This is a genomic window from Citrobacter sp. Cpo037, from assembly GCF_030332945.1.
Lineage (GTDB): Bacteria > Pseudomonadota > Gammaproteobacteria > Enterobacterales > Enterobacteriaceae > Citrobacter > Citrobacter portucalensis.
In genome coordinates, this window is the sequence record NZ_JAOWGW010000072.1 from 145,674 (window position 1) to 172,096 (window position 26,423).

Sequence of the window (26,423 nt, forward strand, 5' to 3'; positions counted from 1 at the left end):
TCTTTATACCCGTCCAATTGTGAGCCAGTTACCATTGATATTCTGCTGAATCCAGGTGTAATAAAATCCCTCGTTGTTGTCCCATTCCCCATTGACCTGAGAGCCAATTAGCACACCTCCGGCTGGCACCAGGCGCTGACCTGAGTTTTTCTCTGCGTCAATATAAGCCACGCCTGATTGTCGGATATTTTGGACAAAGTTTTGCGATACCCACGCTTGAGTTGCGTAATTATCTTTTGGCTGATAACGAGCATCAAAGTTTTCGTAGTTGCCTGGCAAAACCCGATTGCCGCATACCCAATCCGCGTCAGTATTCATGAAGGCCTGCCCATCACTTCCATTTGCTGTGCGGGACTTATTAATCATGTAAATGCCGAACTGATTATTACCCAGCCCGCCAATTATGAAGTGTCTGTCATGATGTTCCTGTCTGACAATTGCCGACGCGCCGTCATTGTCCACAGGTGTAACGTTGGTAAAACAAGGCTGCCTGCGCAAGTCTATCCAACTGCCAGTCCAACCAAATACCTGCACGGCATCAGGAACAATTCTCATCACCTGACGACCATTGGAATAACTATCAAGTACACCGTCGCCGTTCTGTTTTAAACCGGTATCAGCGTCACCCAAAACAATTGAATTCTCGCCCAGGACATTATCAACCCCAATACCCAGTGAGCTGCTAATCTGAGCACCACCGCTGGCGAGTAATTTATGTTCCATCATAACCTCACCCGTTCTCAGATTAATACTGAGTGGGCGCAGTGGGCCGATATCGCCATTCTCCCCCTGATTTTCCAGCGTTGGGATAAGATGCAGGCTCTCTTCCGAACGCCGGAAAATCAGACCTAGTTGTTCATCAAATATCCTCAGGGCATTAGCTCCATGGATTTTCAGTTCACCGAGCATTGTGTCGCCTGAGCGTTTCAAATCTCTGCGCCAGCTTGGTGAATAGTCATCACCATGATTGATGTAAGTAAACTGAGCGCTGAGTGTTCCTCCCCCCGTCGAGGCTGTAGTAACACGAATGGTCATCGCGACACGGTCGCCCATCACCTCGACTACAGCCCCAGCCAACTGGATATTTCCGCATCCTGTATCCGTGATAGTTCGGTTATCACTGTAAGACCATGAACCTTTGCACATCCAATATGGATGATTAAATGCCCCCTGATTTTCAAGCCAGACAATAAACTCCGCAGTCGTCCAGTTGCCGCCTCCACCAATGCTTATTCCTCCACTGAAAGCCCTCGCAGCACCGATATTTCGCACGAATAAATCTTTGTCGGGAATATCCTTGCCGTTCTGGCCTTTAGCAAGACGCACATTGGCGTTATCCATCGCGATTTTTACTGCTTTCGACGTTGCGGCCAATTCTTCACTGGCGCTGTCTGTCGCACTGCTTAACTGGGTGAACCCCTTCTCGCTGGTCGTGGCATCTGGATGATTTCGGGACTTCTCATGCTTTTTCAGCGCATCACTGGCCGCCTGGTCGTTCAGCGTGCCTTTCGGGCGCAGGTCTGTGATATTTCCGGCAGCATCAATACTCGCCACCGCAAAGACATAATGCTGCACGCCGCCCAGCACATAATCGGCAAGATCTGCGACAACGGTGATTTTGCTCTGTACTGCCCATTCGCTCGTTAACGTCCCGGTCCAGCTGACATCAAGCCAGATCTTTGTCGGCTTCGCGGATGCGTTGATGTTCAGGTCTGAGGGCAATTCAGCGCGTAACCCGGCGACGTATCCTGCCCCCTTTGTGACAAAAAATTGATTGCCGGTTTTGGCTACCAGATAGCCCGAATCAAAAAAAGCCGCTGCGCCATACAGATCGATATTTTCGCGGCGCTGGCGTTCATCCATTGCCGCCAGGCGGGCAGTGAAATCAATCTGCCATGTCTCTGCCGGGGTGGTAATTTCCGTTGCTTCCCTGGCTCCGCTGTATTCCATCAGCATGGAACGGACCAGAACGTTTCCCTGCTGGCCGTTCGCATTTTTGATTTTGCGCTGAGTCGGGGCATGAATAATCATCGCCAGTGTGCCGGAGGCTTTATTTGCCAGCCCGATCCAGTTGAAATCATAATCGCCCACATCCGCCCCCAGTGTGACGGAATAAACGACAGAATTTTCATTCACAACGCCGGTTTTACTTACCGGCAGGCGATCAACAATTTTATCCGCTGCGGGCATTGTCTCGGTATTATCAATCGGCTTATCAGTATCCAGTCCCGGAATATACGCGAAAATAAATTCATCCAGCGTGACGGGCTGATTATTAATTGCCTGCTGGGCTTTCCACTCTGTAAATACTTTTGTAATAACAGCCTGTGACATAGGTCTTTCCTCTACTTCAAACTTGCGCTGTACGTTGCTTCGGGCTGGTTATTCACATCACCCAGGGTGGCAGGCCAGCAAATATATTCCCCCTGATACCAGCCAATATTAATATTCAGCGGCAGGGCGGTGATCACTTCAAACTGGTAACGGCGGCATGTGCGCCCGTATTTGCGGATGATTTCCAACAGGAGATCGCCATTTTCCGCAATCTGGCTGTTTGTCACCCGAACGACAATTACATCCCAGTCGAGTCCGTCCTGCCGTTCAAGTAATTCAACGTAACCAATCCCCAGCCGCTCAAAAATGGCAATAAAGCCCGCCACCTCTCCAGCCTGCTGCGCATTGATGAAAGCGTAATTCACACGCTTGCGGAAGACGTCGAGCGGCTCCCCCTTGAACCGAACGATGTCGCGTTCCCATGCAATTAGGTTTAATAGCGATTCGGGGCAGACCAGCGGATCAAACTGCTTTAACGGCCAGGTGATCCACCCGTACACCTGCGACCAGAACTTCACGCAGGCCCGGAGCAGCCTGGCGGGGTCGCCTTTGTTCATCCACGACGGCAATTTCAGACCGGCAAGCAACTTTGAAAACTCAGTCATTTTCAATCTCCACCGTTAACCCTGACAGGCGCGGAACCGACAGTTCGCTGACAATATCCGTCAGTGAAAAATGCAGTGAATCGACAACCGGAAAAGCCTTGTGGATCTCGCGCCCCAGATTCGAAAAGGAATAGCGCGAATAGGGCTGCGTCTTCTTAACGTCGTAATTGGCGTTCTCGCGAAACGCGCAACGAATCAGGTCGGTAATACCGGTTTTTAACGCGCTCAGGTCTTCCGCTTCCATGTTTTCCACGCTTTTGACGTAGACCGTTACCGCCAGGGTGTGGCTGGTTTCCGGCATGGCATAACACTGGAGATCATCACCGTGTCCGTGGTGGCCCTGGGTATTCACATAGTCGTTAACCGCATCAATAAAGGGCTGCGATATTTCGCCGCTGTCCAGCAACAGGTAAGCATTTGCCGTACCCGGCCCACGCGGGGCATCGTGCAAAAAGTAAATGCGATCAACGCTCAGTCCCAGCACGCTGGCAATCATGCTGCGGTAGATAGCGTCAGAATGGTAATTGCCTACCAGATTAAACTGGTTGCGGGTGCGGTCGCGCAGCTCGTCGTCGCTTTCCTCGTTAGCCCCTGGCGTAATCAGCCATTCGTCCTCATTGACCGCACTGGCGATCCCGGCCACCGCAACGGGTAAGATCCGGTAATAACCGGGCGCAAGGTTATAGCCGCTGCCGTTTCCGGTCGCCGTGACGGGAACCAGCCCGCTTTCAACCCCGGCAGGCAGCGTCACATCTTCATTCACCGCTAGCACGTAAACCACGCCGTTAATACGCTCGGTTTGCACCAGGGTTCCGGCAGGCACGACGACCACATCCGCCGCGTTCAGCTTGTAGAACCGCAGCACGCCAGCGGCAGCGCTGGCCGGTTTAGGCACAATATGGACCGCCCAGGCCAGCAGGCGCAGCATGGGACCGGTGGCCGTCGCAACAAACATATTGCGCAGGACCACATCGATCAGCGCCGCACGCAGCCATAACACCGGCGTGGTGACAATCTTCGAAATCAGCCGCCAGAAAGGTGACATTCTCGACGTGTTTGTGACAAACCCTTCCGCCTGCACGGTGGCTTTAAACGCTGCCGTAATTTCGGTCTCTGTCGCGGGCATCCCGCTGTCATTCAGTACCTTTTCAAAATCAACGTCGGGTTTCTCAGTCATAGTTAACCTCTGTACTGACAGGGCCGAAATCGTAGGTTTCCGCCGTGACATACAACCGCGAAAGGGTTTCTTCGGTGATCACTATGGTTCCAGGGACCAGACGTTCGTCGCTTTCCACCAGTAAGGACAACTGCGTCAGCACGTCCCCGCGCATTGTCGGGCTACGTTCACCGATCAGGCGGGTGGTGATACCGCTTTCCAGAATGCTGTGAATAATGTCCTGGGTGATGCTGTCGCGGTTATCGCAACGGCGCGGCTCGTTGCCGCTGTCCAGCGTGAAATCGCCGTCAGTGATCAAAAGGTCGATGTATAACGGTTCGGTACTCATCCTGCGTTAAGCTCCTGCCATTCAGCCAGCTGGGCCGGGGTGATTCCATTGGGGGCGTTGATGTAGGTATCGCCCCACGATTTACGGTTATCAACGGCGGTTTTGCTGTCGGTTTTAACCTGACTCATCAGGCCGCCGCGTGGAATGTCTGCATTAATTCGGTTCCCCGTCAGCACGGACGGGCTGTTCAGCTTCGACGAACCTGCAGCACTGTCAGGAATGACCGCGTTTGCCGGAACGGCAGCCGCTGCCGGTGGTGAAACGGTTTTCAGGTCGATATTGACACCGGGGATCTTGTTTAACTTCTCAACAATCCAGTTATAGGTAGACGCAAAGGTACTTTTGAGGACGTCAAAAAGTTTGCTGAATACCCCGCCGATGGTTTGTGCGAATCCTTCAAAGGTGGCAAGCGGGGAAAGACCGGCAAAGAAATCAACCACCACGGCCCAGCCGTCAGTGATGGACTGCCAGACCCGCGCAAACACCTGGCCCACCTGTTCAGCGACTGACATCACCCAGGCAAAAGCCGCCGTATTCATGACTGCTGCCGCCAGTTCTTCCCAGTGGGTGACGACGTACCAGACCCCCACGGCCAGAAGCGCCAGCGCGGCAATAATCAGGGTGATCGGACTCATCAGGAATTGCATTGCCGCTCCGGCAAACATGGTCGCCGCACCGTAAACCCGCATGGCAATAGCCCCGGCCTTTAACGCGATATTCCATGCAGCAAGCGCGATGCGGCAGACACCCGTCCACAGCGCCAGCAATTTTGACTGGATCCACAATGCAGCCAGGCCAATGCGCGTTGTCAGCAGGGACGGACGCAACAGGTTGAGCGTCCATAACAGGAGTTTCCATGCGCCACCCAGCACCTTAGCAATTGCGGCAAGCCCCATCATGGTGAAGCCAAAGACCCCCATCACGATATTGACCGCCGCTCCGGCCAGCCCGAAGGACAGCACGCCCAGGGTGATGTAACCCAGCCAGCGGGCAATATTCGGGAACATATCCAGCCAGCGGGCAAATTTTGTCCCCACGTCGGCAATACGGTTCATCAGCGGTGACAGGATAGGGATCAGCGTGTTACCAATCGCCACGCGAATGGCAAAGAATGTCGCTTTGATACGCTCCCACGGCTCAGCCATTCGTTCGGCCATTTCCTGGGCGCGTTTCATCCCGTCATTTCGGCCCAGTTCGGTGATGCTGCGATTTAATTTATCCTGCTGGCCGTACAGCTTTTTGATAACGTCAGCACCACCACCGAACGCGGCGTCCAGCGCCTGTTGTGCCTTGACGTTCCCTTCGATGCTCTGCCCGTATTTGCCCTGGAGTTTTTGCAAAATGTCGCCCATCGGCAGCATTTTGCCGGTGGCATCGACAAAGCTCATACCCAGCTTTTCAGCGGCAGCCGGGGCGCTGCGTAAAAACTGCTCGTAGATCCCGCTGGCCTCAGTACCCAGCGTGCGCGAAAGCGTACCCAGGACGGCGAACTGTTCATCCAGGCTGACGCCAAAGTCAGCACCGGCGCTTTTCGTCCCCTCGATAAGCTCCTGCATGGTCTGCATTTTCACGCCGAAGTTTTGCACCATGTACGCGGTTTTCCCTGCCAGCTCTTCGGCAAAACGCACATGGCCCAGACTGGACAACTCCGCGTTGAAACGTGACGCCATCGCGCCGATGTATTCGCCTGCCTCTTCGCCGCTGGCCTTGACGCCTGCCGCCAGGGTATTGGCCGCGATGGTGACGCGGGGCAGGTCCAGATCGGACAGGCCCGCCATTGCGCCTTTCATCGCATAGCTTGACCGGACCACATCAACGGCCCCTTTGCCGTAGCGCATACTGAATCGCATGGCTTCGCCGGACAGACGCTTCAGCGCGTCCTCTGCCACGCCTTTGGAACCCACTTCTGCAAGTGCGGCGTTCATCTCATACGCCGGACCCACTACGCCCGCGATGGACTGCGCCACGCCCCAGACAGCCGCCGCACCGATCCCGATTTTTGTAAAAGACGCCTGCGATTTTTCAGCAAAGCCGGACAGCGAAGACTGGGCCGTTTTTAACGGCCGCGTCAGCTTATCGATCAGGCTCAGGGTAAAATCCAGGTGGCTCATATCAGTTTCCGTTAAATGCGATGGCTATCCCTTCCGCCGTCTTGCTGGCGCGGGTCTGGGCGAAATATTCGTCCAGCCACAGGGCGCGGGCGATGCTTTCTTCGTCGTCGTGTTCGTGCGGGAGGTAATAGCGGCGCAGGGCAAGATATTGCTCAAGCGCATTCGTGCGAATGGCCGCTACCCGCGCCGTCAGTTTTTTACTTCGATCTCAAGTTTGGGTGAGTAAATCTCGTTAACCTTCTCGACGATCTGCATTTCGCAACCCGGATAATCTTCCATCAACTTGTTGAGCGACTCTTTACACTCGGCATCAACAATGCGGCCCAGATACGTCACCATAGGGGCAACCTTATTGGTCATGGTCATTTCGTTAAGCAGGTTGTTAAACGCGGTTTTATTCGGCTCAAAGCTCAGATTTACGCCCGCCACGGTCATGGCGATTTTTTTCGGTTTACTCATTGTGCTAATTCCTTACGTTGTCGAATGATGCCCACCAGGGAGTTATGTCGGGCGGCGCAGTCGGTATACATCTGCCGGTAGGCTGTCAGCGCCGCGTCAAAGTCATTTCCGGTCGGTCCGGCCAGACGTGGCAGCGTGACCGGGCAAAGTGTCAGCTGGTTTTCCTGATAATTTTCGTTCGGCTTGATCTGCACTTTTGTTGAACAACCGGACGTAATTATCAGAAGCGCAAACGTTGCTAAAAACCGGCTTAATGGTTTCCGTGCGGATAACCCGTTCCGTGTGAATTTCATTGGCCCTCAGCTCCGCGAGTTTTGCTTCCAGCGCTTCACCAGACTGCTGCGTCACCTCAACAACAATCTGGCGCGTTTGTTCTGCCGCTTCACTGGCAGCGAGTTTCAGCTTTGCATCGTGCCAGTCATGCGCCTGCCAGCCCGCTGACATTGCAGCGACCAGAATCAGCAAAAGACCCAGCAAATTGCGCATCAGCGAACCCCGTTATGCTCAAGACTGAAATGGTTCCCGTCCGGCTTACTGAAACGGCCACCCCACGATCCGCCGATAGATTCCCAGTATTCGCCCAGTGGGCGATATGCGGCGCTGTCGGTCTGGTATTCGCCGTTAATAAACAGGTTAAAATCCACCGCCAGGCGCTGGGTATGCAGGCTGTTAGTAATGCCGCTCCCTTTTTTTGCGTTAAGCGCGGCCTGTTCCGGCGTGCGGTACGCTTCGCCAAACGTCAGGCGATAACCCTTTTCTTCGGCAAAATGAATCAGGTTGGCGATCATCACCGTGAAAAGTTGCTGTTTTTCACTCAGTTTCATTGCGCTTGCTCCCCCATCGCTTGATATACATGTCCAGGCAGCGCTTTAACCCCGCCTCAATAAACGCACTTCCCAGAATGCCCAGGGCGCAGGCCAGCCCAATGACGACCAGTTCCGGCATATCGGGGAATTTCAGCAGAGGGATTGCGGCCAGCGGTGCGACCGCAGATCCCAGAATCATCCGCCCGACCAGAAGACGGGTTGTGATTCGCTCATTGCTGACCATCAGTTGCCCCAGACCGATCACGGCCCCGATAAGCAACAGTTTTTCAAGCAGTGACGTTTCTCCGTTCATCATCGTGTCAGCCTTTCAGATCGCGAGTGTCACGGGCTGACAGGTACGGCACGCCGTCAATCGCGACAAAGTCCGGGCTTGTCACCATGAATTTAATTTTCTTCGTGGTTTTGCTGGCCTCGTTGGGGTTGATGTTGACGATGTCAGACAGCGAAGGAACGCAGCCAAACACCTCGATTTTTTCTTCGTCGTCACCGGCATTGGCATAGAACAAAAAGTCCTTTGCCGGAATCGCCCGCCAGGAACCTGCCGAACGGGCCACGGCGGTAAACTTTTTAAAGTTCTGGGAATCGACTTCGATTTCCACATCCGCCGAAACTGACCCTTTCGTGTGGCCGTTCGGGACGCCGCGGGTTTGCGCTACCGCGCTGTTGTCCGTAATGGTGACGGTGGCGTTTTCGACGTGAATCATGATGCCGTCGTAGTTCACATCGAATGATCCACCGCTAATACGTTCAGTCATTGATTAGCTCTCCAGTGAGGTGTCCAGTTCGATGCTGACGCCGATTTCTTTCGCGCTCTCATACGGTCGAACCACAAGGTAAATCTGTACCGCTTCGTTACTGGTCCAGGTGATGGTGATGTCACCGTCCTTTGGTGGCTTCACTTCGCCCGGAAATTCGACGCCATTGATCTGGGTTGAAATCGCCATTTCGCGCAGCGGCTTGCCGAAATAGGTTTCATGCGCGGCGATGCTGCCCGGTGTGCTGTTCAGTGAACGATCGGCAATTTTGGGGATTGCACGCAGACGGACGCGGCGGGAGGCTTTATCAACCACGCGCACGTTTTCAATCACCTGGTAATCACCGCCTTCAACGTCCAGGGTGCGACCGTCAGCCCAGTAGATGCCGTCATAATCGTGATACCACATCGGCACGCTGTAGCGGTTTGCCTGCAAGGACTGCAACACGGCCAGATCAATTTCTGCCCCAGTCCCGTCGACCGGCAGACCGTCGCAGCCCAGCGCGGTGACTGCGCCGGTTGCAACGCGGGCGGGGCTGTCTGCCACCGTCACCGAACGGTTACACAAGCGACCGACCAGGACGCCGGGTTCGTTGCCCCACAGACGCGGGACCAGTTGCACCCCAGGCGATGCAATACCGTCCTGGAGTGTTGCCAGGCGCGTCACATAGTCGCTCCACGCTTCGTCCTTTTCCGGCCCACCCACAGCAAGGGCAAACCAGATAAAACGCCCAAAACTGGCCTGTAAGGTGACGCGCATTTCCGTTGCGCGGTTAATGGTGGCCGCGTCGGCGGTATCAAATGCCAGGACAACCCCTTCCACGGATGCCACGCTCTGGGCCTGTTTGACCGCGTTCATCCAGTCTTCGTCTGGTTTGTAGCCCTCGGCGTCCTTGTCTGGCTCTGCCAGCACATGCACGTAAGCAAACCAGTTCTGACCGGCGTTATTGGCCGCTGCGGCCACCATATTTTTTAACGGGCTGTCTTTGTCGCCCAGGGCTTTATCCAGATCGCTGCCGGTATTCAGCGACTGGGTTTTCCCGATGTTAGTGTCGCCGTAACCCACAAAGAGGATGACGCGCTCGACGTCGTTCGTTGTGCCGTTGAAGCGGTTTTTCTGACTGACGTTGACATTCGGCCAGGTCATTTTTACCCCCTGATTTGCTGCGCGGTGACGTCCCAGCCGAAGCCGATTGCCTGCATTTGCCGCGCAATAATTTGGTTAAATTCGTCGTTGCTCACCCCCAGAAAAACGCGCCCAGGAATATCAATGGTCCATGTGCGTTTTGAGGGTGTGCCTTTCAGTTTTCGAATCAGTAATCCCGCCTGGGCCATGCTCATGGTTTCCATGATTTGCTTGCTGGACGGTTTAACCCAGCGCTTGCCCTTGCGGGTTTTGTAGCCCAGCGCCCGCAGGCGCTTGGCCTGTCGCGGTAGCGCGGGCTGGTCAGCCTGCGGCTTGCGCGGGGCGTTACTGGCTTTCATCTGGATCCGTGCGCCGTCCTGCTGGACCGCACCGACCAGGCCCGCCGCGATGGGCTTCGTCCCGTTCCGGTAGTTCCCGCCCTTGAGGTAAATTCTTACCCCCTGAATCTCCGGCATTTCACGAACGGCCAGCAATTTGGGCAGACCTTTTAACATCTTCTCTTTGCCACGCTTGCGCGGCTCCCACGGCGTACCGTCCGGGGCCGCCTGCTGGCGCTGGTGACGTTTTGCCGCAGTAACAATGCCCAGCTTTGCAATACGCCATAAAAGGCGCTGGCGCTTACGCGGGGGAAGGTCAGCTTTTGCCAGCGTTTCCCGCATCTGCTTTAGCTGTTGCTGGTTCAGCTCCCCACGGATCACGACGCGTCACCACGCTGGACAATAAATTCCAGTTGCGACGCCTCCCAGATTTCGGGGTTTACGATGTCCCATTTCTTGCCCTTGAAAGGGATCGGTCCTTTTTCCACTTCACGCAGGACCAGCGGATCAACCAGCGGGACAACTACATCCAGAATGCATGACCCTTCGTCGTCGAACTCCGGGTCCACGGTGGGATCGGCTAACTTCAGCTCGTCGCGCAGCTCGTTGGCGAACTCATCCACCCAGGCCAGCACCAGGGCATAAATCAGCCCCGGCGAATATTTGCGGTAGGGGAAGTCATCCCACGACAAACGGGCGGTGTAAGTCAGCACTCCGATCCGGCGCTGGTTGTTCCCCAGCGCTTTGGCGTTGCGTACCAGCTCGCAATCCTCCATTGAACTGGAAAACATCTGCATGGCATCAGGCGGCAGATTTGCCGTAATAAACGCCGTCAGGCTTTCAAGCTGGCTCATATCAGATGCACCCCTACGCGTGGTTGCCGCAGCATGTTTCGCATCACGTTGGCCGCCTCGGCCAGCAGGCTGGCGCGGGTGTCCTGGCTTTCCTGCCCCGGATGCGATTCACGCCGCCCGATGGTGGCGAACTCCCCCAGTAAATCGGCCTTTGCGCGGGCGTAGACCGCTTTTTTGTACTGGGCTGTTAACTGGGTTTCGTCGCCCATCTTTGCACCCGGTACATCTGCGGCCCGCTCGCAGGCTTTCGCGTTCCAGTACGTCACCACGTCGGCCAGCGCGTCGTTTACCTCAGCAATAGCAGCCAGCAGGGCCACGCCTGCGGTTTCTGGCGGCAGATCAGCGGGCAGCGTGCGCACCTTCTGAAACTCGGCCAGATCGAGATCGGGCCAGAATGTCACGCCGTTGGTGATCGCTGTTGGCGTCACCGTCACTGGCTTGCCGCTGATACTGAAACTTGGGCCACTCATTGGCGCACCTCGGTTTTGCAATAGAAACGGGCTAACGGGTTCCACGGCCAACAACCGTATGGTTGATGCCTCCCCCGCGCCCGTCCCGGCTTGCGGGAGTCGTTAAAGCTGGGTCAGGCCGTTAATCCGGGCGCGGATTTTTTCGCGCATGGTCTTAACTCCGGCGTTTTTGTTGTACGCAGCCGCCTGGGCCAGCAGGGCGTCGGCCTGTTCCAGCGTGTTCACATCATCCACGGCAGTGGCACGCGGTTGGCCCTTCTCGTCGCGCAGCAGGTAAAGACCGGCGAACTTGAACCACTTCGCGTTAATGTCTTCGTGCAAACGCCACTTTTCGCGGATGTTTTCAAACGTGCGGCTGAAATAGGGTTCGATGCTGTGACCGGCTTCCGCCTGCATGATCGCCCACTCCAGCACCGTGTCGGCCACAAAGGCAGGCAGGTTGCTTTTGAAGTTTTCCGGCGTGGCCTGGTTCTCACTGATAGCCACGTCAGCCCAGTCCAGCGCCTTGCCCATTTCCCCCGTATCGAACAGCCAGATCACGCAGTAAACCAGGGCCGGATTAGCAAAGCGGGTATCACCGGCAAGATATGCCTCAACGGTCGGCATCCAGCGCGGCAAAAGGACATCGCGTTTCAGCTCGATGCGGTCTTCCGTGCGCTGTACGCTGCGAAGCATTGCGACATCTTTTTCCAGCTCCAGCATTTGAATGTGAAAGCTGACCGGCGATGCCGTCAGGGCTTCGCGATTATCCAGCGCCTTTGCGGCTTTCATGCGTGCTCGGTGTCGTTGACACAGGGTCATAGCCATTTTTACGCGCCTCCCTCCGGTGCTACCGGATCGGCGGCAAGGGTGATTTTGTCGAACGCTGCATACAGCTCGTCATGTTCGACGGCGTAACCTTCCATGCGCAAATAGTTGTTTTCAAACTGCTTGCGGTCGTCACTCCAGTCGGCTTTGCGCTTACGGGTTCCCGACTGCGTATAAATATGCAGGTTGCTCAGGGTGGTAATGATGAGGCGACCTTCCGGCATAAATGGCGGGGTGTATACCTGCTTACCCGCAATCTGACGGTTCATCAGCTGCGCCGCGACTTTCTCAGTTGGACGGTCAACCATATTCATCATGGTTGTGGCGTCCTTCCCAATCAGGTCACCGGAAATCAGAACGCAGAGGTTCGGGTCATTGCGGTAATGCTCCAGAATGCAGGTATGCAGCAGGTCAGTGACTGCCGCATCCAGCGACACATAATCCGCGCCCGCGCCACCCAGCGTGACCGCATCGGTGATGATTTGCTCTGGCGTACGCGTTTTGACAATCTGGTGCCAGCCGATGTTAACGTCTTCACCGTTCGGGTTGTTTTCCGGGTCGGTGGTCTCGGCAACACTCACGCCGTTAAACGCCACGCGCAGCATATCCAGCGCAAATTGCTCATTGCTGAATGCCTGAATCAGCTGGAAGAATTCATCTTCACTGCCGGAGTTTGCCCAGTTGGTCAGCGTGTCATAGTCCAGGAATGAACCGGAATCCGTTTCCGCGAGAGCGTAAGTATTACCGCTGACGCCCAGGGAACGGGAAAAACGCCCGCCTTTCTTACGCCCGGTATAAATACCCGGCTTGCCGGTACTGATAACCTGGCCGGTGGTCTGCTGGACATCTTTCACATTCACCAGGCGCAGGAATTCGGAAGACTCCAGCAGCGCCTGACGCAGCAAGGTTTCTTTCGGTGGCGTGATAGCAAACATCTTTGAGGTGTCGCGCACGCCATAAGATTCAGCCAGGGCTGCGGTAAAACTTTGCAGCATTCCCTCGGCCTGGGCAGATAGTTGTTGCGTATGATGCATTTTATTTTCCTTAAAACAGGCGCTTAAACTAATTCACGCGGTTTTTTGTCGCCCGCAGGCGCATTGCCAGGACGACGCGTTCCGTTACTTTCCATCGCTGACAGCTTGGTCATGACGGTGGTCAGTTGCTCGGACAGGTCGTTCAGCGGGTTACCGGCTTGACGGCCTGCGGAAAACTCACGGCGGCGGTTGCGGGTACGCTGACGACGCGCCGGGGCTGCGCTGAATTTTTTCATCGCTTTTGCCAGGTTGGCTTTGGCGACGCTGAATTCTTCCGCTTTGACTTCGTCTTCCGGGTTCCCTGCAACTTCCTCCGCCAGATCTGCCACTTCGGCGGCAGCGTCTGCGATTTCGTCAGCAATGACGGCCACTTCGTCGGCGGCCTGTTCCGGTGTATTGACCGTGTCAGCGTCACCCGCTGCGGCGTCTTTACCGCTTTTAACTAAATCCAGTAATTGCTGGATGAGGGCTTTTAACTCTTCCATTTTTTCTCCGTCGCCCTCAGAGGGCTTATCAGTGTTTGGCTCTGGCGTTGGCGTAAAATCTTTACTGGCCGAAAATAAACGAGACCAGAAAGAATCTTTTTTATCCGGTTTACTTGTCTGTAATTTTCCTAAGCTGAATGTTTCCAGACTCCCGCGCTCGGCGTCTTTTTCTTCACCGGCTAAAACAAATTTAAGTTTTTCCGTTCCCAGACTTGCCGGAATATCCGTCACAGCCAGCCCGAAAAGATATTCACGACCACTGCCTGCAAAATCAGTGACAAATTCGGCTGACGTAAATAACTTTTGCCCCATACGGTTGGCATCAATTAAAAATTGATTTGGGATTAACTGGGCATATAACTTCGTGACGTCACCTTCCGTTTCCACTTTCAGCGCGTCCACTTCACCCAGGTTGCAGGTAAATTCACGCTCGCCAATATCGTATTGCGGGTGGTGCGGCCAAATCATGGCGGTGTAGGTCTTGCGGGTGTAGGTTTCTGCCGCATCAATCAACCATTGCGGTTCAATGGTGCGACCGTCCACAGCCTGTCCAGATGTGGCAATGCATAGCCAATCCGTGCGGTAATGAGATTGCGGCATAACTGACCTTTATTGATGAATTTAAATAACAATGATTCGGTTGTGGTGGTCAGTATTGCGAATTGATTAAAACAGCGCGACCGCTTTATCTCTTATGTATTCGGTTATAACTGGATAGCCACTTTTTACCGATATTTAATTATCAATTCTGCAAAATAATCCCGCCATAATAGCCGCATGGCTAAATATTCCGATGAATTAAAAGAAGCGGCCCGCACGCTTTATATAAAAAGCTGGACGCCGAAAGATATTGCGCAGGAACTGAATATTCCACCGCGTACAATTTACCACTGGGCTGACGTCGGGAAGTGGGCATCACTGCTGCCTGTTGAATCGGTGGAAAATGTCATCGCCCGCCGTATCGACCAGCTCTCCCGCCGCGAGAAAAAAACAGCGCTGGAACTGGAAGAACTGCGCGATCTGATTGCTCACCATGTGAAACTCATGGCGCAGCGCAACAAGCACGCCGAAAAGCTGGCAGAAATTCAGGCCCAGAAAGCGGCTTATGATGGTGAAGGGTACTGCCTCAGCAGCGCAGGCGGGGAACCAGGGGAAAGAAAGCGCAGGTATAAGAAAAACGACGTTTCCGGTATTACAGCGGAAATGCTCGACACCTGGGCGCGGGAACATCTCTTCGAGTACCAGCTGCACTGCCGCGAACATAAAGGCGAAGACTGGCGCTTCATTCTGAAAAGCCGCCAGGTGGGTATGACCTATTATTTCGCCTGGGAAGCATTCGAAGACGCCGTCATTACCGGTGACAACCAGGTCTTTTTCTCTGCAAGCCGATCCCAGTCGGAAATCTTCCGCGAATACATCGTCCAGATCGCCCAGAACCATTTCGGCGTGACGCTGACGGGTAAAAATATCCGCCTCAGTAACGGCGCAATACTGCGCTTTTTGTCCACGAACGCCAGCACCGCGCAGGGCTTTAACGGCCACCTGTATGGGGATGAGGTTTTCTGGATCCCGAAATTCACGCGCCTGCATGAAGTTGCCAGCGCAATGGCAACGCATAACAAATACCGCACGACCTACTTTTCGACGCCCAGCGCGAAAACGCACCAGGCTTACCCGGTCTGGACTGGCGAAGCCTGGCGCGGGGACGACCCGAAACGCAAAGGTGTGAAGTTCCCGAACGAAAGCGAAATGCGCCAGGGCATTCTTTGCCCTGACCAGATCTGGCGCTACATCATCACGATGGAAGACGCTATCGAAGGCGGCCTCGGGGCGCTTGTCGATATTGAACGGCTGCGCAACAAATACAGCCCGACCGCGTTCGCCATGCTCTACATGTGCCAGTTTGTTGACAGTAAGGACGCGGTTTTCAAGTTCTCCGCGCTTGTCGGCTGTGAAGTGGACCGGGCCACATGGGGCGACTTTGATCTGACCGCTGCGCGGCCCTTCGGCAATCGCGAAGTATGGGCAGGTTTTGACCCGTCGCGCTCCGGCGACAACTCAACATTTGTGTTAATCGCGCCCCCCATAGAGGACGGCGAGCGCTTCCGCGTGCTGGCCGTCTGGCAATGGCAGGGTTTTAACTTCAGCTGGCAGGCCGACCAGATAAAGCAGCTTATGCGCCGCTTTAACATCACTTACATCGGGATCGATACAACCGGCATAGGTAAAGGCGTTTATGACCTTGTCAGCAAATTTGCGCCACGCGAAGCCACACCAATTCTTTACAGCGTCGAAAGCAAAAACCGCCTGGTGATGAAGATGATCGACGTTGTCGAGCGTAAGCGCATCGAATGGGCAAAAGACGCAGTAGACGAAACGAACAAGGAGCGCGTCGAAATTCCGGCCAGCTTTATGGCTATCCGGCGCACGACAACCAACAGCGGCAACGCGCTGACGTTTGTTGCCGAACGTTCAGACGCGACCGGCCATGCAGATGTTTTCTTCGCTATCTCGCACGCCGTAATTAACGAACCTATCGATCACGAATATGACCGCCCATCGGGCTGGTACTTTGGGAAAGCAGCATGACAAAGAAACAGCGTAATAATAAAAAATTCAGGTCCATGACCGGCAACAAGGTTGAAACCTTCACGCCAGGGCGCGGAAGCGTGATCACCTTTGGCGAACCAGAACCCATCCTGACTACCGGCACTGATTATCACAATATCTGGTATGACAATGAGTATGACCACTGGCGACTCCCGATTGATCGCCTGGCGCTGGCCCAGTTGCCGAACCTTAACGGCCAGCACGGCGGGGTACTGTATGCGCGGCGCAATATGGTGGCCGGTGGCTATATCGGCGGCGGCCTGACGCCTGACCAGGTCGAACAGGCTGTCTTTGATTACCTGCTGTTTGGTGACGTCGCTATCCTGAAAATTCGTAACATATTCGGGGAAGTGATCGACCTGCTGCCGCTGCCGTCGCTGTATCTTCGCTGCCGAAAAGACGGGTCGTTTGCTGTTTTGCAGGAAGGGCCAGCACTTATCTATGACCCGGAAGACATCGTCTTTTTTAAAATGTACGACCCGCGCCAGCAGGTGTATGGCCTGCCTGACTATATTGGCGGCATCCATTCGGTGTTACTCAACAGTGAGGCAACCATCTTCCGACGCCGTTACTACAACAACGGGGCGCACATGGGCTTTATTCTCTATACCAGCGATCCGAATCTTACGCTGGAAATGGAAAACGAAATCAAAGAGAAGATTGCCCAGTCCAAAGGGCTGGGTAACTTCCGCAATATGTTTATCAACATCCCGAAGGGCGACCCGGAAGGGGTTAAAATCATGCCAGTGGGCGAAGTCAGCGCAAAGGATGAATTTGCCAACATCAAAGGGATCACCGCACAGGATATCTTTACCGCTCACCGTTTCCCCGCAGGCCTGGCAGGAATCATCCCGACCAATGGCGCGGTAATGGGCAACCCTGAAACCGCCCGCACAACCTATCGCAAGGATGAAGTTATCCCGTTGCAGCGCAAGCTAATGAACGGCGTCAACAATGACCCGGAGATCCCCCCACATTTGCACCTGGTTTTTGAAGTGGATATCCCGGCAATTACCGCCGAAAAGGGCGAAAAATGAGCGCAGTTAAGTTAAAATCATCCCCATTGTTAGCAATGGCGTGCGGGATGGTGAACATGCGAGTTTTTAAAATTAAATGTCCTGAATGCGGCTCACCGGCCATCATTCGCAAATCTGACTGGAAAGATAAAAAACTGGCGTCTTTATACTGTGGCTGCACGGAAGTGGAATGTGGTCATACATTTGTTTATAGCGTTGAGTTTTCACATACCCTCAGCCCCAGCGGGCTGACCGGCAACAAGCTGGTTAAATTTCTGATTGACCAACTCAAGCCGGAAGAACGACAATTTGCATTGGATCTCCTCAACGGACAATAAGCATAAAAAAACCCTGCAAAAAGCGAGCTTTTACATTATGAGTTATGTAATGTTACTCGCTATTTTGTTACATTCATGGTGCATTTTGCCTTAATATCAAAGGAACATAGATATGCGATTAACTGCTCCAATCAAATCCTTTTCTGATGGTTTTTCCGATAATGACGATATTTTTGACAGAAAGAAACTACACGATACTATTATGCGAGTTGCTACCAACGCGCCTGATAAAAGTTTAGTTTTAGCGCTAGATGATAAATGGGGCAATGGAAAAACTTCATTTGTAAGGATGATGGAATCAGAGATTAACAAAAATCATTCAGATGATTTTGATGTCATATACTTTGATGCGTTCAAAAGCGATTATCAATCTGACCCATTTGTCGCATTAACATCAAGCATATATTCCCTTATAAGTAAAGAAAATGGAAAACTAAAAACATTATGCGAGGAATTATTAAGTGCTGGTAAAAAAATAGGCGCTTCATTTGCGATAAACAGTGCTAAATTTGCAATCAATACTCTATCTGGGGGGCTACTATCCGGAACGGTTCTTGAAAAAGCTAGCGATGTGATAACTGACTCTATATCCTCTCCAGTTGAGGAATATATAGAGGGAAAAATAAAAAATAGTGAAAATGAAATAGCAACCATAGAACATTTCGGTAAATTATTAACTCAAATATGTAGGCAAAGTGGTAAAAAGATATTTTTCATAATTGATGAACTGGATCGCGCCCGCCCCGACTTTTCTTTAGATTTATTAGAAAAAATCAAACATATTTTTTCTGTCGAAGGAGTGATATTTTTATTAGTAGTCAATCGCGAACAATTTGAAAAGAGCATTGAGTGTCGTTATGGGAATATTAACTCCAGATTGTACCTTAATAAATTTGTTCATTACTGGTTTTCTCTTCCGAAGATAAGTTGCCTATCTCAAACTGAGTTCAATTATCATCATCACTCAACAATAAAAAAACACCTACTTACGATAGATAGTGATAACAACTTATTTGTCCGAAACGGCCCGCTTGTAAATACCCTAGCTTATTTGCTGGATGTTAATGGTTGTTCATTACGTGAAGCTGAGCGTTGTTACTCAGTATTTGCAGTTATTGCCAATCCAAATAAAATAAACAATTTTACCGCTGATGCGTTTAAAGTAGCTATGGGGTTAGTTGCTTTCCTCAAAGTTCATGATTCTGAAATGTTATCCAATATCATATACAAGAAATATGAACTTCAAGAAATACTACCTAAGCTTTCAGTGAATAACACCCACGCAGAATTTGTTTCTGAGATTTACTGGATAGACCATTTGTTACAATATCACTACATGTCAGATGAAGAACTACAAAAAGCCGACGTTAACAAGCGTTTTTCAGACATACAAAGTTACTTTGGAAGAAGAGTACCAATTTTAGAAAACATGTTTGAAACCGTTGAAGGGTTTGATATCAATTAATAACAATTTTTTGCGGGCTCTTTACTGCCCGCAAAATCGCTCGAACCGGCGCAACGAGTTGTGTCGCCCCTCGCGATTGATGTCATCTGTTTGCGGTTAGCCCTTCACCACCTCAATCATTTTTTGATATTCCCCGAACGGGTCTAACCGTAGCTTTTCAGTATCAATGCCGTGGTTATTCCGCAGTCGCTCCCACAATCTGCCGACTTTCTCAGAATCACTTAGTTGTCGATGGGTGATAAGCACCCCACTGGAATTAGCCCGATGAATCCTTTCCCCGTCATTTAGGCTGGCCCCAGCCAGCAAAGACGCTGCCAGCGCTTCGCTAAGTTCCAGCCCGTAAATATTCGCCTCTAACATTAGTTCGGTGATTACCGGGGCCAGCTCAGTGCGCCGGGCATCCTCAGCCATACGTCTGGACTCTAATTTCTGTGCGGCAGCCTGCCAGGCTACATCTAAATCACTGCCAGGGTGATATGGGGGATCGACGTTCCGACGTGTCGGCGGTGCTTGACGAAGCCGTTTCCACAATTTGCGACGCTGGGAATCGGTCATGCTGTCAAAATCGGATATTTCATCATCTGAATTTTCTGTCCTTACCTCGCCTTCAGATGAAAAGTCGGTGATTTTTTCGTCTTCCGTAGAGTTATTGACAGAACTCCAAGCGTCGCCGGTTGGCGACGGCAAAAGATCAACCCCCAAACCGGGGCCGTTTTGGGCCTCGGTGTTAGCTTTGTATTTGGCGCGGATTTTCCACTTAACCAGACGAGTGCAAATACGGGAGGCATCACCCAGACGCGGCGACCAGACCCCGAAAACCTTTTCGGGGATCTCACAATAAGCATTCATTTCATCAGCTGGCTGATAGGCTAGACGGACGACATAGTTTTCACGCGGGATCAAAACACCACCCTGGCGGATGATGTAGGTAGCAAAGCACCCGACATCGGCAGCGGCGCAAACCGCATCCATTGCAGGATCCACAAGCAACGGCGCACCGCGCTTGAAGGTATTGTCAATTTTCTGGCGGGTCGTGATCTGATTGCTCAGTTTGCGCAGCTCGCGGTAAACCGATATGGGCGGCTGTCCGATGGGCTGAAACTGGCGGATGCGGTGGAGTGACGCCCAGGCCATTGCATATTTGGCTGTTTCATTCAGCGGCTTGCCGCTTTCGTCGTCCAGTTCACCGGCCAGCGCGTGACCGTCGATATTCTTCGAAATGTATTTGGCGATATACGCCGTTGCTGACCCTTTCCGTGGGTCCATTTTTTTTGACTTGAAACGAGCACCGGTATTGCGGCCCAGCTCGTCGCGGTCTTCCGCAATGAAGTAGGCGCGAAGGATCGCAACCGTGGCTTTAACCTGCTCTTGTGGCATAAATAGCAACGCGTGCCAGTGTGGCGTCCCATCGTGATGCGGTTCGGCGACGCGGAAGCCATAAGGGCGCAAATCTTCGCGTTTCAGTTTGGCGGTTGCCCGGTTCCATACACGGCATAAATAGCGCTGCGCCTGGGCGACGGTGGAATGATTCCATTTGGCGTTATGGTGGCCGGACGCAATATTGCTGTGATATTTCGACGGGCAAGTAATGGTCAGGAAGATGCCAACATCGCCGCGACTTTGGGCGACAAGTTCAACCCCAGCCATTCGGGCCATAAGCTCATGGCGACGAATAGCCGGGTTAGACGTGGATTTATTAATCATTTCCTCAAGCGACGAAACGTTGCCGTCTTCGTCTACCAGTTCATGACTTTTGAAAAAATCCCGGTTCTTACGGCGCTGTTCCTGCCACTCGATCAGGCTGGAAGCGCTAACGTAGACGTGCGCTTTTTTATTTACCGCGCCAACAGCACGCAGCTGGTTCTCGCGCCAGTCACAACGCAAGCGCCAGATTTTGCGCCCCCACCAGTCAGGTGAAGCCATACGCAAAATGGCCGTGCATATGCGCTCGCGTTCCCACGGCGCATACCATGCAGGCGGCACAATACGAAGCGCCAGCATTTCGCGGCCCAGGTGGCAATAAAGCCAGTCCAGTTCTTCGACGTTCATGTCGGAAACATTCCGCCCCAGGGCTTCGCATTCCGTCCCAAGCATTTCAGCCATGCGGCTGGCGATCTCATTAGCGGCGCTTAGTGCCTCCCGCTTTGTGAAATCAGCCAGTCGTTGCCAGCGCCCGAACCAGTACGCGGCCAGTTCGCCGGTGAGATCAGGCGAAACACCTTGCCTTGTGCGCACAACATCAAGACGCAGCAATGATTTTTTCACGGTCCCCATAAGAAAATCATTGGTGTGTCTGGCTTCACGGTTGGCCCGTAACCATTCAATTTTTTTGCGCCAGACTTCACGAATGAAGAACGGCTCTGATAATAAACGCGCTTCGACACCTTCCGACGTATTGGCCCAGGCTGCCGCCGTAGCTTTGGCGGCTTCCATTTCCTGCCGGATTATATTTTGATGGACGGCCAGTGGCAGGCCGCACGGTTCGTACCTATCCAGCGCCTGGATAAGCGCGTTACGGTCGCGAACATCGTCGGGGTTGTAACCGGCGCGTTTGAAGATGTGATCGATGTGTTTTTTTACGGCAGGATGATGCGCCACCGCCCCGGCAAGCGGGGCGATTTTTTTCGGTTCGTAGGTGTACAGGCCAACAGCTGGGCGCGGCGCGTTCCAGGACCATGCAAAAGCGGCGTCAGACATGGGATGCCTCGCTATTACCACGTTTCCGGGTTATCGGACGGCTCGCAAATATCGCAGTTGCCTCGACAATCAAACGACCATCCCTCCTCACATGCGGCGATACCTGGGCAACATTTCGCACAGTGACCACCTTCATAGCGCCCGCAGCCATCACAGACAGGCAGCACGCCGATTACTTCACTGGCGGCCCCTCGGGTAATGGCGTTCGCGCTGACAGAACGGTTAACGCTGATTTCCTGGAAGTTGAAAGCGCGATAAATCTCGCGGGTAGCTGGGGTGTCGCTATTTGACAGGATCACCGGCGAACCAGTAAGGCGGTTAGTATCCAGCAGGGCGGCAGCTAACTGGCGATGCTCTTTAATGCCAAACGGGGCAGTGTGGTATTGGGTGAAATTAGCGGTGTCGCTTGCTGGCAGGTATGGCGGATCGCAGTAGATAACCGCGTCACTACCAATCATGATTTTTAACGTGCTCTGGAAATCGCAGCACACGAAAATAGCTTTCGTGTCGTTAGCTTTTTCAGAGAATAAACGGATCTGTTCTTCCGGGAAATAAGGCGGGGTTTTGTGTCGCCCAAAGGGAACGTTATATCCACCCTGTTGGTTGTAGCGTACTACGCCGTTATATCCGTGACGGTTCAGGTAAAGAAATTGTGCTGCACGAAGAATCTTGCCCGTGTCCGGTCCGTCCTCAAACACATTGCGCGATGACAGAAGGTCATGGGCGCGAGCGTTGAAATCGTCGCGGATCCACTTATAGCCGTCTTTATCGCCGTACACTTTAAACAGCGGGCGAGCAGCGTCTATCACCGCATCAGGCCAGCGGGTTATCTGGCGATACAGGTTAATTAAATCTGGGTTGATATCACTCAGGATATAACGGCGATATTCAGTATTGAGGAAAACAGAAGCACCGCCGACAAACGGTTCCACCAGGCAATCGGCTTTTGGCAGAATCGGCAGCAAATCAGGCATAACGCGGCCTTTACCACCGGGCCATTTAACGAGAGATCGAATCATTTTTACTTTCTCCAGGGTGCAAGAAGCCCGACGCGTTAGCGTCTGTTTCTTTTATGTGGGTAGTTAGTTATTAATTGACTGCGTTATCTGGCGCGGGTGGTTTGTCGCGTATCGCCTGAATTTCGGCGCGTGGTGCGGCGTAGTCCTCAAATTCCCACGGCATTGATGCTGCAAATTCGGAAAGGCGCTTAATGCCCATCAAAAGGCACGTTTGCTCCTTTTCGGTTAGATTTTCGTAAGTGCAACCCAACTGTTTGGCGGTCAGTTTCGGCATTCCGGCTATGTATCTGGACGCATCGTTTGCCAGGATGAAAATCACCTTTTTATAGGCATCATCCAGGCGGTTAAACCGGGTTGCAGTGTCGTTCACGCGTGAGGCGTTCAAACTTGCTTGCAGTCGCGCCCGTTGCTCTAAGAACTGGCGGCGGCCAGGCTGTTGTCCTGTCTTATCCATCAACATAACCACCTCCCCGAACTACGCAAAGATGCCCATTAAGCGGGAAAACCAGCGGCGCTTATTACGCGGGCGCGACATAAACGGTACACGGCAGTTTTTAACAAATTGAACATCTGCCGCTTTAGGCTGGAAGAACCGCCCGTCCGGGGTTTCAATCCAGCCGCGTTGATGCTGACGGTGGGTGATCTGCTGGCCGTGGGTGAGCAGGCTGGCAAGTGAAGGGCATTGTGTTAAGTCCATGTTGATCTCCGTCATATTCAAAAAGTGCCGGGATACAACCCCACGCCCGGCGCGTGTTTCCTGTGATAACATCGCTATGCCTGTGAAACTTTGAGAGGTGAATCAGGCATAACAATCACCAACACAGAAGGAGTTGTAATGAAATTCAATGTTTTTTTAAAAGTAAACCATGGCGCACACTGGGTTCTCTCCTCCGGCTCACCTATTTTTGAAAGCACTTTATTTGAAACACGGCCAGAGGCTATTAATGACCTTGAAAAATTTGTAACCGGCATGGAATCACCAACATTTATTGACAATGACAATAGCGATAGCCCCTCCCCAGCAACAGTTATTTTCAAACAGATTGATTCCCGCTGGCATTGGACATTATTTTTTTCATTCAATGGAGTACGATCTAAAATCGCCGAAAGCTCAGAAAAAGGCTTTGACTCATTAGAACTTGCCAAACAAAAAGCCAAGATTTTCTGTAATTCAATTGTCGACGCTCCAATTCTTGACCAGTTTGATATTGCCATTCCTGGCCTGGGCTTCACAAAATCCTTTGAACATGCACATAACATCGGCGACATTCACCCATCTAGTAAATGGGTAAAGTAAGCAGTCATTGTGGCGTTACAATTTTTCTTGTGCGGGGTGGAACATCTCGCACGGTTTCATCATCAACAATCAATTCATAAATTTGAATGCTGTTATCAGATTTTGATATTTCATCAAATACCTGAAAAAGAAAACTCATGAATTGCTCATAAGTAACAGTAGGATCAATAAACCCTCCCGCAACACATAACAAAGGTGTTAGTCCTGAGTTATTCACTACTGAGATACTATTCAACTGATCAAGACGAAAAAAATAATTACCGGCCGGTGTTCTTTTATCATTTATATGAATAAACACATTTGATAATGCTATATGACTATCTGAGAGTTTAAAGATTTTTGCCGTGTCCATTTTATTCAGCCCTGTAAGTTGCTTATGATGGATTGCCCAGACCCAACCACATTAACCACCCTTCCCTAATTTCCTTCGGGCGGCTCTCATACGCCATTTTCATTCCGTTGTTCCAGGCTGGGAGGTAGACCCAGTACTCACCTGCCCGCCCGGAAGTTGATTGCGGATCGGTCATCTCAACTACGGGTAGCTTTCCTTTTTCAATCATTCCCCTTACTGCTGCCGGTGTTTTGCCGATCAGTTTTGCAAACTCCTGGTACGGGACAGCATCACTAATACTGACAACTTGTTTGCTCATCTGCTAACCTCGTATCTAGATCTAACCAATGGGTTTCAAAGTTCTTTAATGGGCTTTGATGCACATTGACAACATCTAAAACCACATTAGAGAGTTTCGATAATATTAGAGGATCTTGATAACATGTCAACGCCCATAAGCGAAAAACTAGCGTTAGTTCGTGAGTCAGAGCGACTAAACCGGAAGCAATTCGCTGAAATAACAGGAGTTCCTTACAGTTCTCTAACTTATTATGAGAGCGGAAGAACTACGCCACCCACTGACGTAACGATGAAAATTCTCCAGCACCCCAGATTTAGCAAATACACGTTGTGGTTTATGACAGATCAGGTTGCTCCCGAAGCCGGTCAGATAGCACCGGCCCTCGCACACTTTGGGCAAGATGTAACAACATCGCAGCACTCAGACCAAAAGATTGGTTAACCATTCACCAGGCGCATCTTTATTACAAAATTTGTTTACTTGTTGCCAAATACAACAAGCACAACAAGTTTGTGAAATCTAAGCGCAAGGGAAAATTAACAGCAGCAAAGAAAACGCAACCTAGCACCATTCATTTGGGGGTCTTATGACAATTAAGAAACTCGATGATGGTCGATATGAAGTGGACGTCAGACCTGCAGGGCGCAACGGAAAGCGCATCCGCAGGAAGTTCGATAAGAAAAGTGAAGCTATCGCTTTTGAAAAACATACGCAGTACAACCACCACAACAAAGATTGGTTGGCTAAACCGACAGATAAGCGGCATCTGTCTGAATTAACAAAAGTCTGGTGGGATCTGAAAGGTAAGCATGAAGAACACGGAAAATCCAATTTGGGTAAGATTGAAATCTTTACCCGGATCACTGATGACCCTTGCGCGTTCCAGATAACCAAAGCGCTTATTAGCCAGTACAGCATGACTCGCAGAGGGCAAGGCATAAAACCGGCCAGTATTAACCGCGACCTTACCTGCCTGAGTGGTATGTTTACTGCGCTAATTGATGCAGAGTTGTTTTTTGGCGAACACCCTTTCAGAGGGATGAAAAAGCTCAAGGAGCAGAAACCAGAAACAGGTTATCTGACGCAGGAAGAAATAACATTGTTACTTGCCAATCTTGACGGGGACAACAAGAAAATCGCGATTCTCTGTTTAAGTACCGGCGCTCGATGGGGTGAAGCCGCGAAACTGAAAGCTGAGAACGTAATACAGAATCGGGTGACGTTCGTTAAAACAAAGACGAACAAACCGCGCACTGTCCCTATCTCTGAGGAAGTTGCTGTAATGATTGCGGGTAAAGGTTATCTGTTCCCTGATGCCTCATATCCGAAATTCAGGCGAACAATGAAAGATGTAAAACCGGATCTACCGGACGGGCAAGCAACTCACGCATTGCGTCACAGTTTTGCTACCCACTTTATGATTAACGGCGGGAGTATCATCACCTTGCAGAGAATACTGGGACATTCACGAATAGAGCAGACAATGGTCTATGCGCACTTTGCCCCGGAGTATCTTCAGGATGCTGTTTCACTCAATCCGCTGCGTGGTGGTGTTGACTCCCAGAGTGTCCACACTGTGTCCACAGTAGGGTAGTTTATTATGGCTTTCAGTGGTCTTGCGTGCCGCGCAAACCCGCATT

31 protein-coding genes are annotated in these 26,423 nt (G+C 52.0%); 7 read left to right on the forward strand and 24 right to left on the reverse strand.

What is annotated here, in order from left to right; translation table 11 throughout:
- Nucleotides 1-3: 3 nt before the first annotated feature.
- The 18 genes from OGX94_RS18355 to OGX94_RS18440 all read right to left on the reverse strand — a co-directional run bounded on the left by OGX94_RS18355 (nucleotide 4) and on the right by OGX94_RS18440 (nucleotide 14,309).
- Complete coding sequence (locus OGX94_RS18355; protein ID WP_286569694.1) at nucleotides 4-2,334, reverse strand: phage tail-collar fiber domain-containing protein; 2,331 nt, start codon at nucleotides 2,332-2,334, stop codon at nucleotides 4-6.
- Nucleotides 2,335-2,345: 11 nt separating this feature from the next.
- Complete coding sequence (locus tag OGX94_RS18360) at nucleotides 2,346-2,939, reverse strand: phage tail protein (protein WP_200080759.1); 594 nt, start codon at nucleotides 2,937-2,939, stop codon at nucleotides 2,346-2,348.
- On the reverse strand, nucleotides 2,932-4,116 hold the full coding sequence (locus OGX94_RS18365) for a baseplate J/gp47 family protein (RefSeq protein WP_200080760.1): 1,185 nt from the start codon (nucleotides 4,114-4,116) through the stop codon (nucleotides 2,932-2,934). Before OGX94_RS18365 ends, OGX94_RS18360 begins: the two co-directional genes overlap by 8 nt.
- Nucleotides 4,109-4,444 carry a DUF2590 family protein gene (locus OGX94_RS18370; RefSeq protein WP_006624195.1) on the reverse strand — a complete coding sequence of 112 codons (336 nt, stop codon included), beginning with the start codon at nucleotides 4,442-4,444 and terminating at the stop codon, nucleotides 4,109-4,111. Before OGX94_RS18370 ends, OGX94_RS18365 begins: the two co-directional genes overlap by 8 nt.
- On the reverse strand, nucleotides 4,441-6,555 hold the full coding sequence (locus OGX94_RS18375) for a phage tail tape measure protein (protein WP_200080761.1): 2,115 nt from the start codon (nucleotides 6,553-6,555) through the stop codon (nucleotides 4,441-4,443). Before OGX94_RS18375 ends, OGX94_RS18370 begins: the two co-directional genes overlap by 4 nt.
- 1 nt (nucleotide 6,556) lies before the next feature.
- On the reverse strand, nucleotides 6,557-6,748 hold the full coding sequence (locus OGX94_RS25005; RefSeq protein ID WP_394854919.1) for a DUF6890 family protein: 192 nt from the start codon (nucleotides 6,746-6,748) through the stop codon (nucleotides 6,557-6,559).
- Nucleotides 6,745-7,014, reverse strand: a complete 270-nt coding sequence (locus tag OGX94_RS18380; RefSeq protein ID WP_001656609.1) for a putative phage tail assembly chaperone — start codon at nucleotides 7,012-7,014, stop codon at nucleotides 6,745-6,747. Before OGX94_RS18380 ends, OGX94_RS25005 begins: the two co-directional genes overlap by 4 nt.
- 102 nt (nucleotides 7,015-7,116) lie before the next feature.
- Nucleotides 7,117-7,500 (reverse strand): hypothetical protein, encoded by a 384-nt coding sequence (locus OGX94_RS18390; RefSeq protein WP_284295189.1) that lies wholly within the window; start codon nucleotides 7,498-7,500, stop codon nucleotides 7,117-7,119.
- A complete protein-coding gene (locus OGX94_RS18395) occupies nucleotides 7,500-7,838 on the reverse strand; it encodes a M15 family metallopeptidase (RefSeq protein ID WP_000777032.1) in 339 nt (112 codons plus the stop codon). Before OGX94_RS18395 ends, OGX94_RS18390 begins: the two co-directional genes overlap by 1 nt.
- Nucleotides 7,825-8,136, reverse strand: coding sequence for a phage holin family protein (locus OGX94_RS18400; RefSeq protein ID WP_000980879.1), 312 nt, complete (start codon nucleotides 8,134-8,136; stop codon nucleotides 7,825-7,827). The genes OGX94_RS18395 and OGX94_RS18400 overlap by 14 nt, the downstream gene beginning before the upstream one ends.
- Nucleotides 8,137-8,140: 4 nt before the next feature.
- The gene (locus OGX94_RS18405) at nucleotides 8,141-8,596 is read right to left on the reverse strand and encodes a phage protein (RefSeq protein WP_006624202.1); all 456 of its coding nucleotides are present in this window, start codon (nucleotides 8,594-8,596) and stop codon (nucleotides 8,141-8,143) included.
- A 3-nt stretch (nucleotides 8,597-8,599) separates the two neighbouring features.
- On the reverse strand, nucleotides 8,600-9,742 hold the full coding sequence (locus tag OGX94_RS18410; RefSeq protein ID WP_200080763.1) for a DUF2586 domain-containing protein: 1,143 nt from the start codon (nucleotides 9,740-9,742) through the stop codon (nucleotides 8,600-8,602).
- A 2-nt stretch (nucleotides 9,743-9,744) separates the two neighbouring features.
- Nucleotides 9,745-10,401: a hypothetical protein gene (locus OGX94_RS18415; RefSeq protein WP_200080780.1), complete on the reverse strand. Its 657-nt coding sequence runs from the start codon at nucleotides 10,399-10,401 to the stop codon at nucleotides 9,745-9,747.
- Nucleotides 10,402-10,436: 35 nt separating this feature from the next.
- Nucleotides 10,437-10,913 carry a phage tail protein gene (locus OGX94_RS18420; RefSeq protein ID WP_000080428.1) on the reverse strand — a complete coding sequence of 159 codons (477 nt, stop codon included), beginning with the start codon at nucleotides 10,911-10,913 and terminating at the stop codon, nucleotides 10,437-10,439.
- Nucleotides 10,910-11,383, reverse strand: a complete 474-nt coding sequence (locus OGX94_RS18425; RefSeq protein WP_000016519.1) for a head completion/stabilization protein — start codon at nucleotides 11,381-11,383, stop codon at nucleotides 10,910-10,912. The genes OGX94_RS18420 and OGX94_RS18425 overlap by 4 nt, the downstream gene beginning before the upstream one ends.
- Before the next feature lie 102 nt (nucleotides 11,384-11,485).
- Nucleotides 11,486-12,190 (reverse strand): phage terminase small subunit, encoded by a 705-nt coding sequence (gene gpM / locus OGX94_RS18430; protein WP_200080764.1) that lies wholly within the window; start codon nucleotides 12,188-12,190, stop codon nucleotides 11,486-11,488.
- Between the two features lie 2 nt (nucleotides 12,191-12,192).
- Nucleotides 12,193-13,224 carry a phage major capsid protein, P2 family gene (locus tag OGX94_RS18435; protein ID WP_200080765.1) on the reverse strand — a complete coding sequence of 344 codons (1,032 nt, stop codon included), beginning with the start codon at nucleotides 13,222-13,224 and terminating at the stop codon, nucleotides 12,193-12,195.
- 23 nt (nucleotides 13,225-13,247) lie between these two features.
- Nucleotides 13,248-14,309: a GPO family capsid scaffolding protein gene (locus tag OGX94_RS18440; protein WP_200080766.1), complete on the reverse strand. Its 1,062-nt coding sequence runs from the start codon at nucleotides 14,307-14,309 to the stop codon at nucleotides 13,248-13,250.
- 177 nt (nucleotides 14,310-14,486) lie between these two features.
- On the opposite strand from OGX94_RS18440, the gene OGX94_RS18445 reads away from it, so the two are divergent.
- The 4 genes from OGX94_RS18445 to OGX94_RS18460 all read left to right on the forward strand — a co-directional run bounded on the left by OGX94_RS18445 (nucleotide 14,487) and on the right by OGX94_RS18460 (nucleotide 19,138).
- Nucleotides 14,487-16,298 (forward strand): terminase large subunit domain-containing protein, encoded by a 1,812-nt coding sequence (locus OGX94_RS18445; RefSeq protein WP_001631635.1) that lies wholly within the window; start codon nucleotides 14,487-14,489, stop codon nucleotides 16,296-16,298.
- Nucleotides 16,295-17,356, forward strand: a complete 1,062-nt coding sequence (locus tag OGX94_RS18450) for a phage portal protein (RefSeq protein WP_200080767.1) — start codon at nucleotides 16,295-16,297, stop codon at nucleotides 17,354-17,356. Before OGX94_RS18445 ends, OGX94_RS18450 begins: the two co-directional genes overlap by 4 nt.
- Nucleotides 17,357-17,403: 47 nt before the next feature.
- Nucleotides 17,404-17,673, forward strand: a complete 270-nt coding sequence (locus OGX94_RS18455; RefSeq protein ID WP_200080781.1) for an Ogr/Delta-like zinc finger protein — start codon at nucleotides 17,404-17,406, stop codon at nucleotides 17,671-17,673.
- 112 nt (nucleotides 17,674-17,785) lie between these two features.
- On the forward strand, nucleotides 17,786-19,138 hold the full coding sequence (locus tag OGX94_RS18460) for a KAP family P-loop NTPase fold protein (protein ID WP_200080768.1): 1,353 nt from the start codon (nucleotides 17,786-17,788) through the stop codon (nucleotides 19,136-19,138).
- A gap of 96 nt (nucleotides 19,139-19,234) precedes the next feature.
- Here the strand turns inward: OGX94_RS18460 and OGX94_RS18465 are convergent, their stop codons facing one another.
- The 4 genes from OGX94_RS18465 to OGX94_RS18480 all read right to left on the reverse strand — a co-directional run bounded on the left by OGX94_RS18465 (nucleotide 19,235) and on the right by OGX94_RS18480 (nucleotide 23,551).
- Nucleotides 19,235-21,835, reverse strand: coding sequence for a replication endonuclease (locus tag OGX94_RS18465; protein WP_200080769.1), 2,601 nt, complete (start codon nucleotides 21,833-21,835; stop codon nucleotides 19,235-19,237).
- Between the two features lie 14 nt (nucleotides 21,836-21,849).
- Nucleotides 21,850-22,854, reverse strand: a complete 1,005-nt coding sequence (locus OGX94_RS18470) for a DNA adenine methylase (RefSeq protein ID WP_233594539.1) — start codon at nucleotides 22,852-22,854, stop codon at nucleotides 21,850-21,852.
- Between the two features lie 70 nt (nucleotides 22,855-22,924).
- A complete protein-coding gene (locus tag OGX94_RS18475) occupies nucleotides 22,925-23,308 on the reverse strand; it encodes a hypothetical protein (RefSeq protein ID WP_180566264.1) in 384 nt (127 codons plus the stop codon).
- A gap of 21 nt (nucleotides 23,309-23,329) precedes the next feature.
- Entirely contained in the window at nucleotides 23,330-23,551 is a 222-nt protein-coding gene (locus OGX94_RS18480) for a phage filamentation protein Fil family protein (protein ID WP_000366435.1), read from the reverse strand.
- A 138-nt stretch (nucleotides 23,552-23,689) separates the two neighbouring features.
- Between OGX94_RS18480 and OGX94_RS18485 the strand changes: the two genes are divergently transcribed.
- Entirely contained in the window at nucleotides 23,690-24,151 is a 462-nt protein-coding gene (locus OGX94_RS18485; protein WP_180566260.1) for a hypothetical protein, read from the forward strand.
- A gap of 4 nt (nucleotides 24,152-24,155) precedes the next feature.
- Here the strand turns inward: OGX94_RS18485 and OGX94_RS18490 are convergent, their stop codons facing one another.
- A complete protein-coding gene (locus tag OGX94_RS18490; RefSeq protein WP_200080770.1) occupies nucleotides 24,156-24,503 on the reverse strand; it encodes a hypothetical protein in 348 nt (115 codons plus the stop codon).
- A gap of 22 nt (nucleotides 24,504-24,525) precedes the next feature.
- Nucleotides 24,526-24,801 carry a regulatory phage cox family protein gene (locus OGX94_RS18495; protein ID WP_000043870.1) on the reverse strand — a complete coding sequence of 92 codons (276 nt, stop codon included), beginning with the start codon at nucleotides 24,799-24,801 and terminating at the stop codon, nucleotides 24,526-24,528.
- 123 nt (nucleotides 24,802-24,924) lie between these two features.
- Here OGX94_RS18495 and OGX94_RS18500 point away from each other — a divergent pair, with 123 nt between their 5' ends.
- The gene (locus OGX94_RS18500; RefSeq protein ID WP_000106734.1) at nucleotides 24,925-25,224 is read left to right on the forward strand and encodes a helix-turn-helix domain-containing protein; all 300 of its coding nucleotides are present in this window, start codon (nucleotides 24,925-24,927) and stop codon (nucleotides 25,222-25,224) included.
- Between the two features lie 145 nt (nucleotides 25,225-25,369).
- Entirely contained in the window at nucleotides 25,370-26,377 is a 1,008-nt protein-coding gene (locus OGX94_RS18505; protein ID WP_180566261.1) for a phage integrase, read from the forward strand.
- The last annotated feature ends 46 nt before the right edge of the window (nucleotides 26,378-26,423 follow it).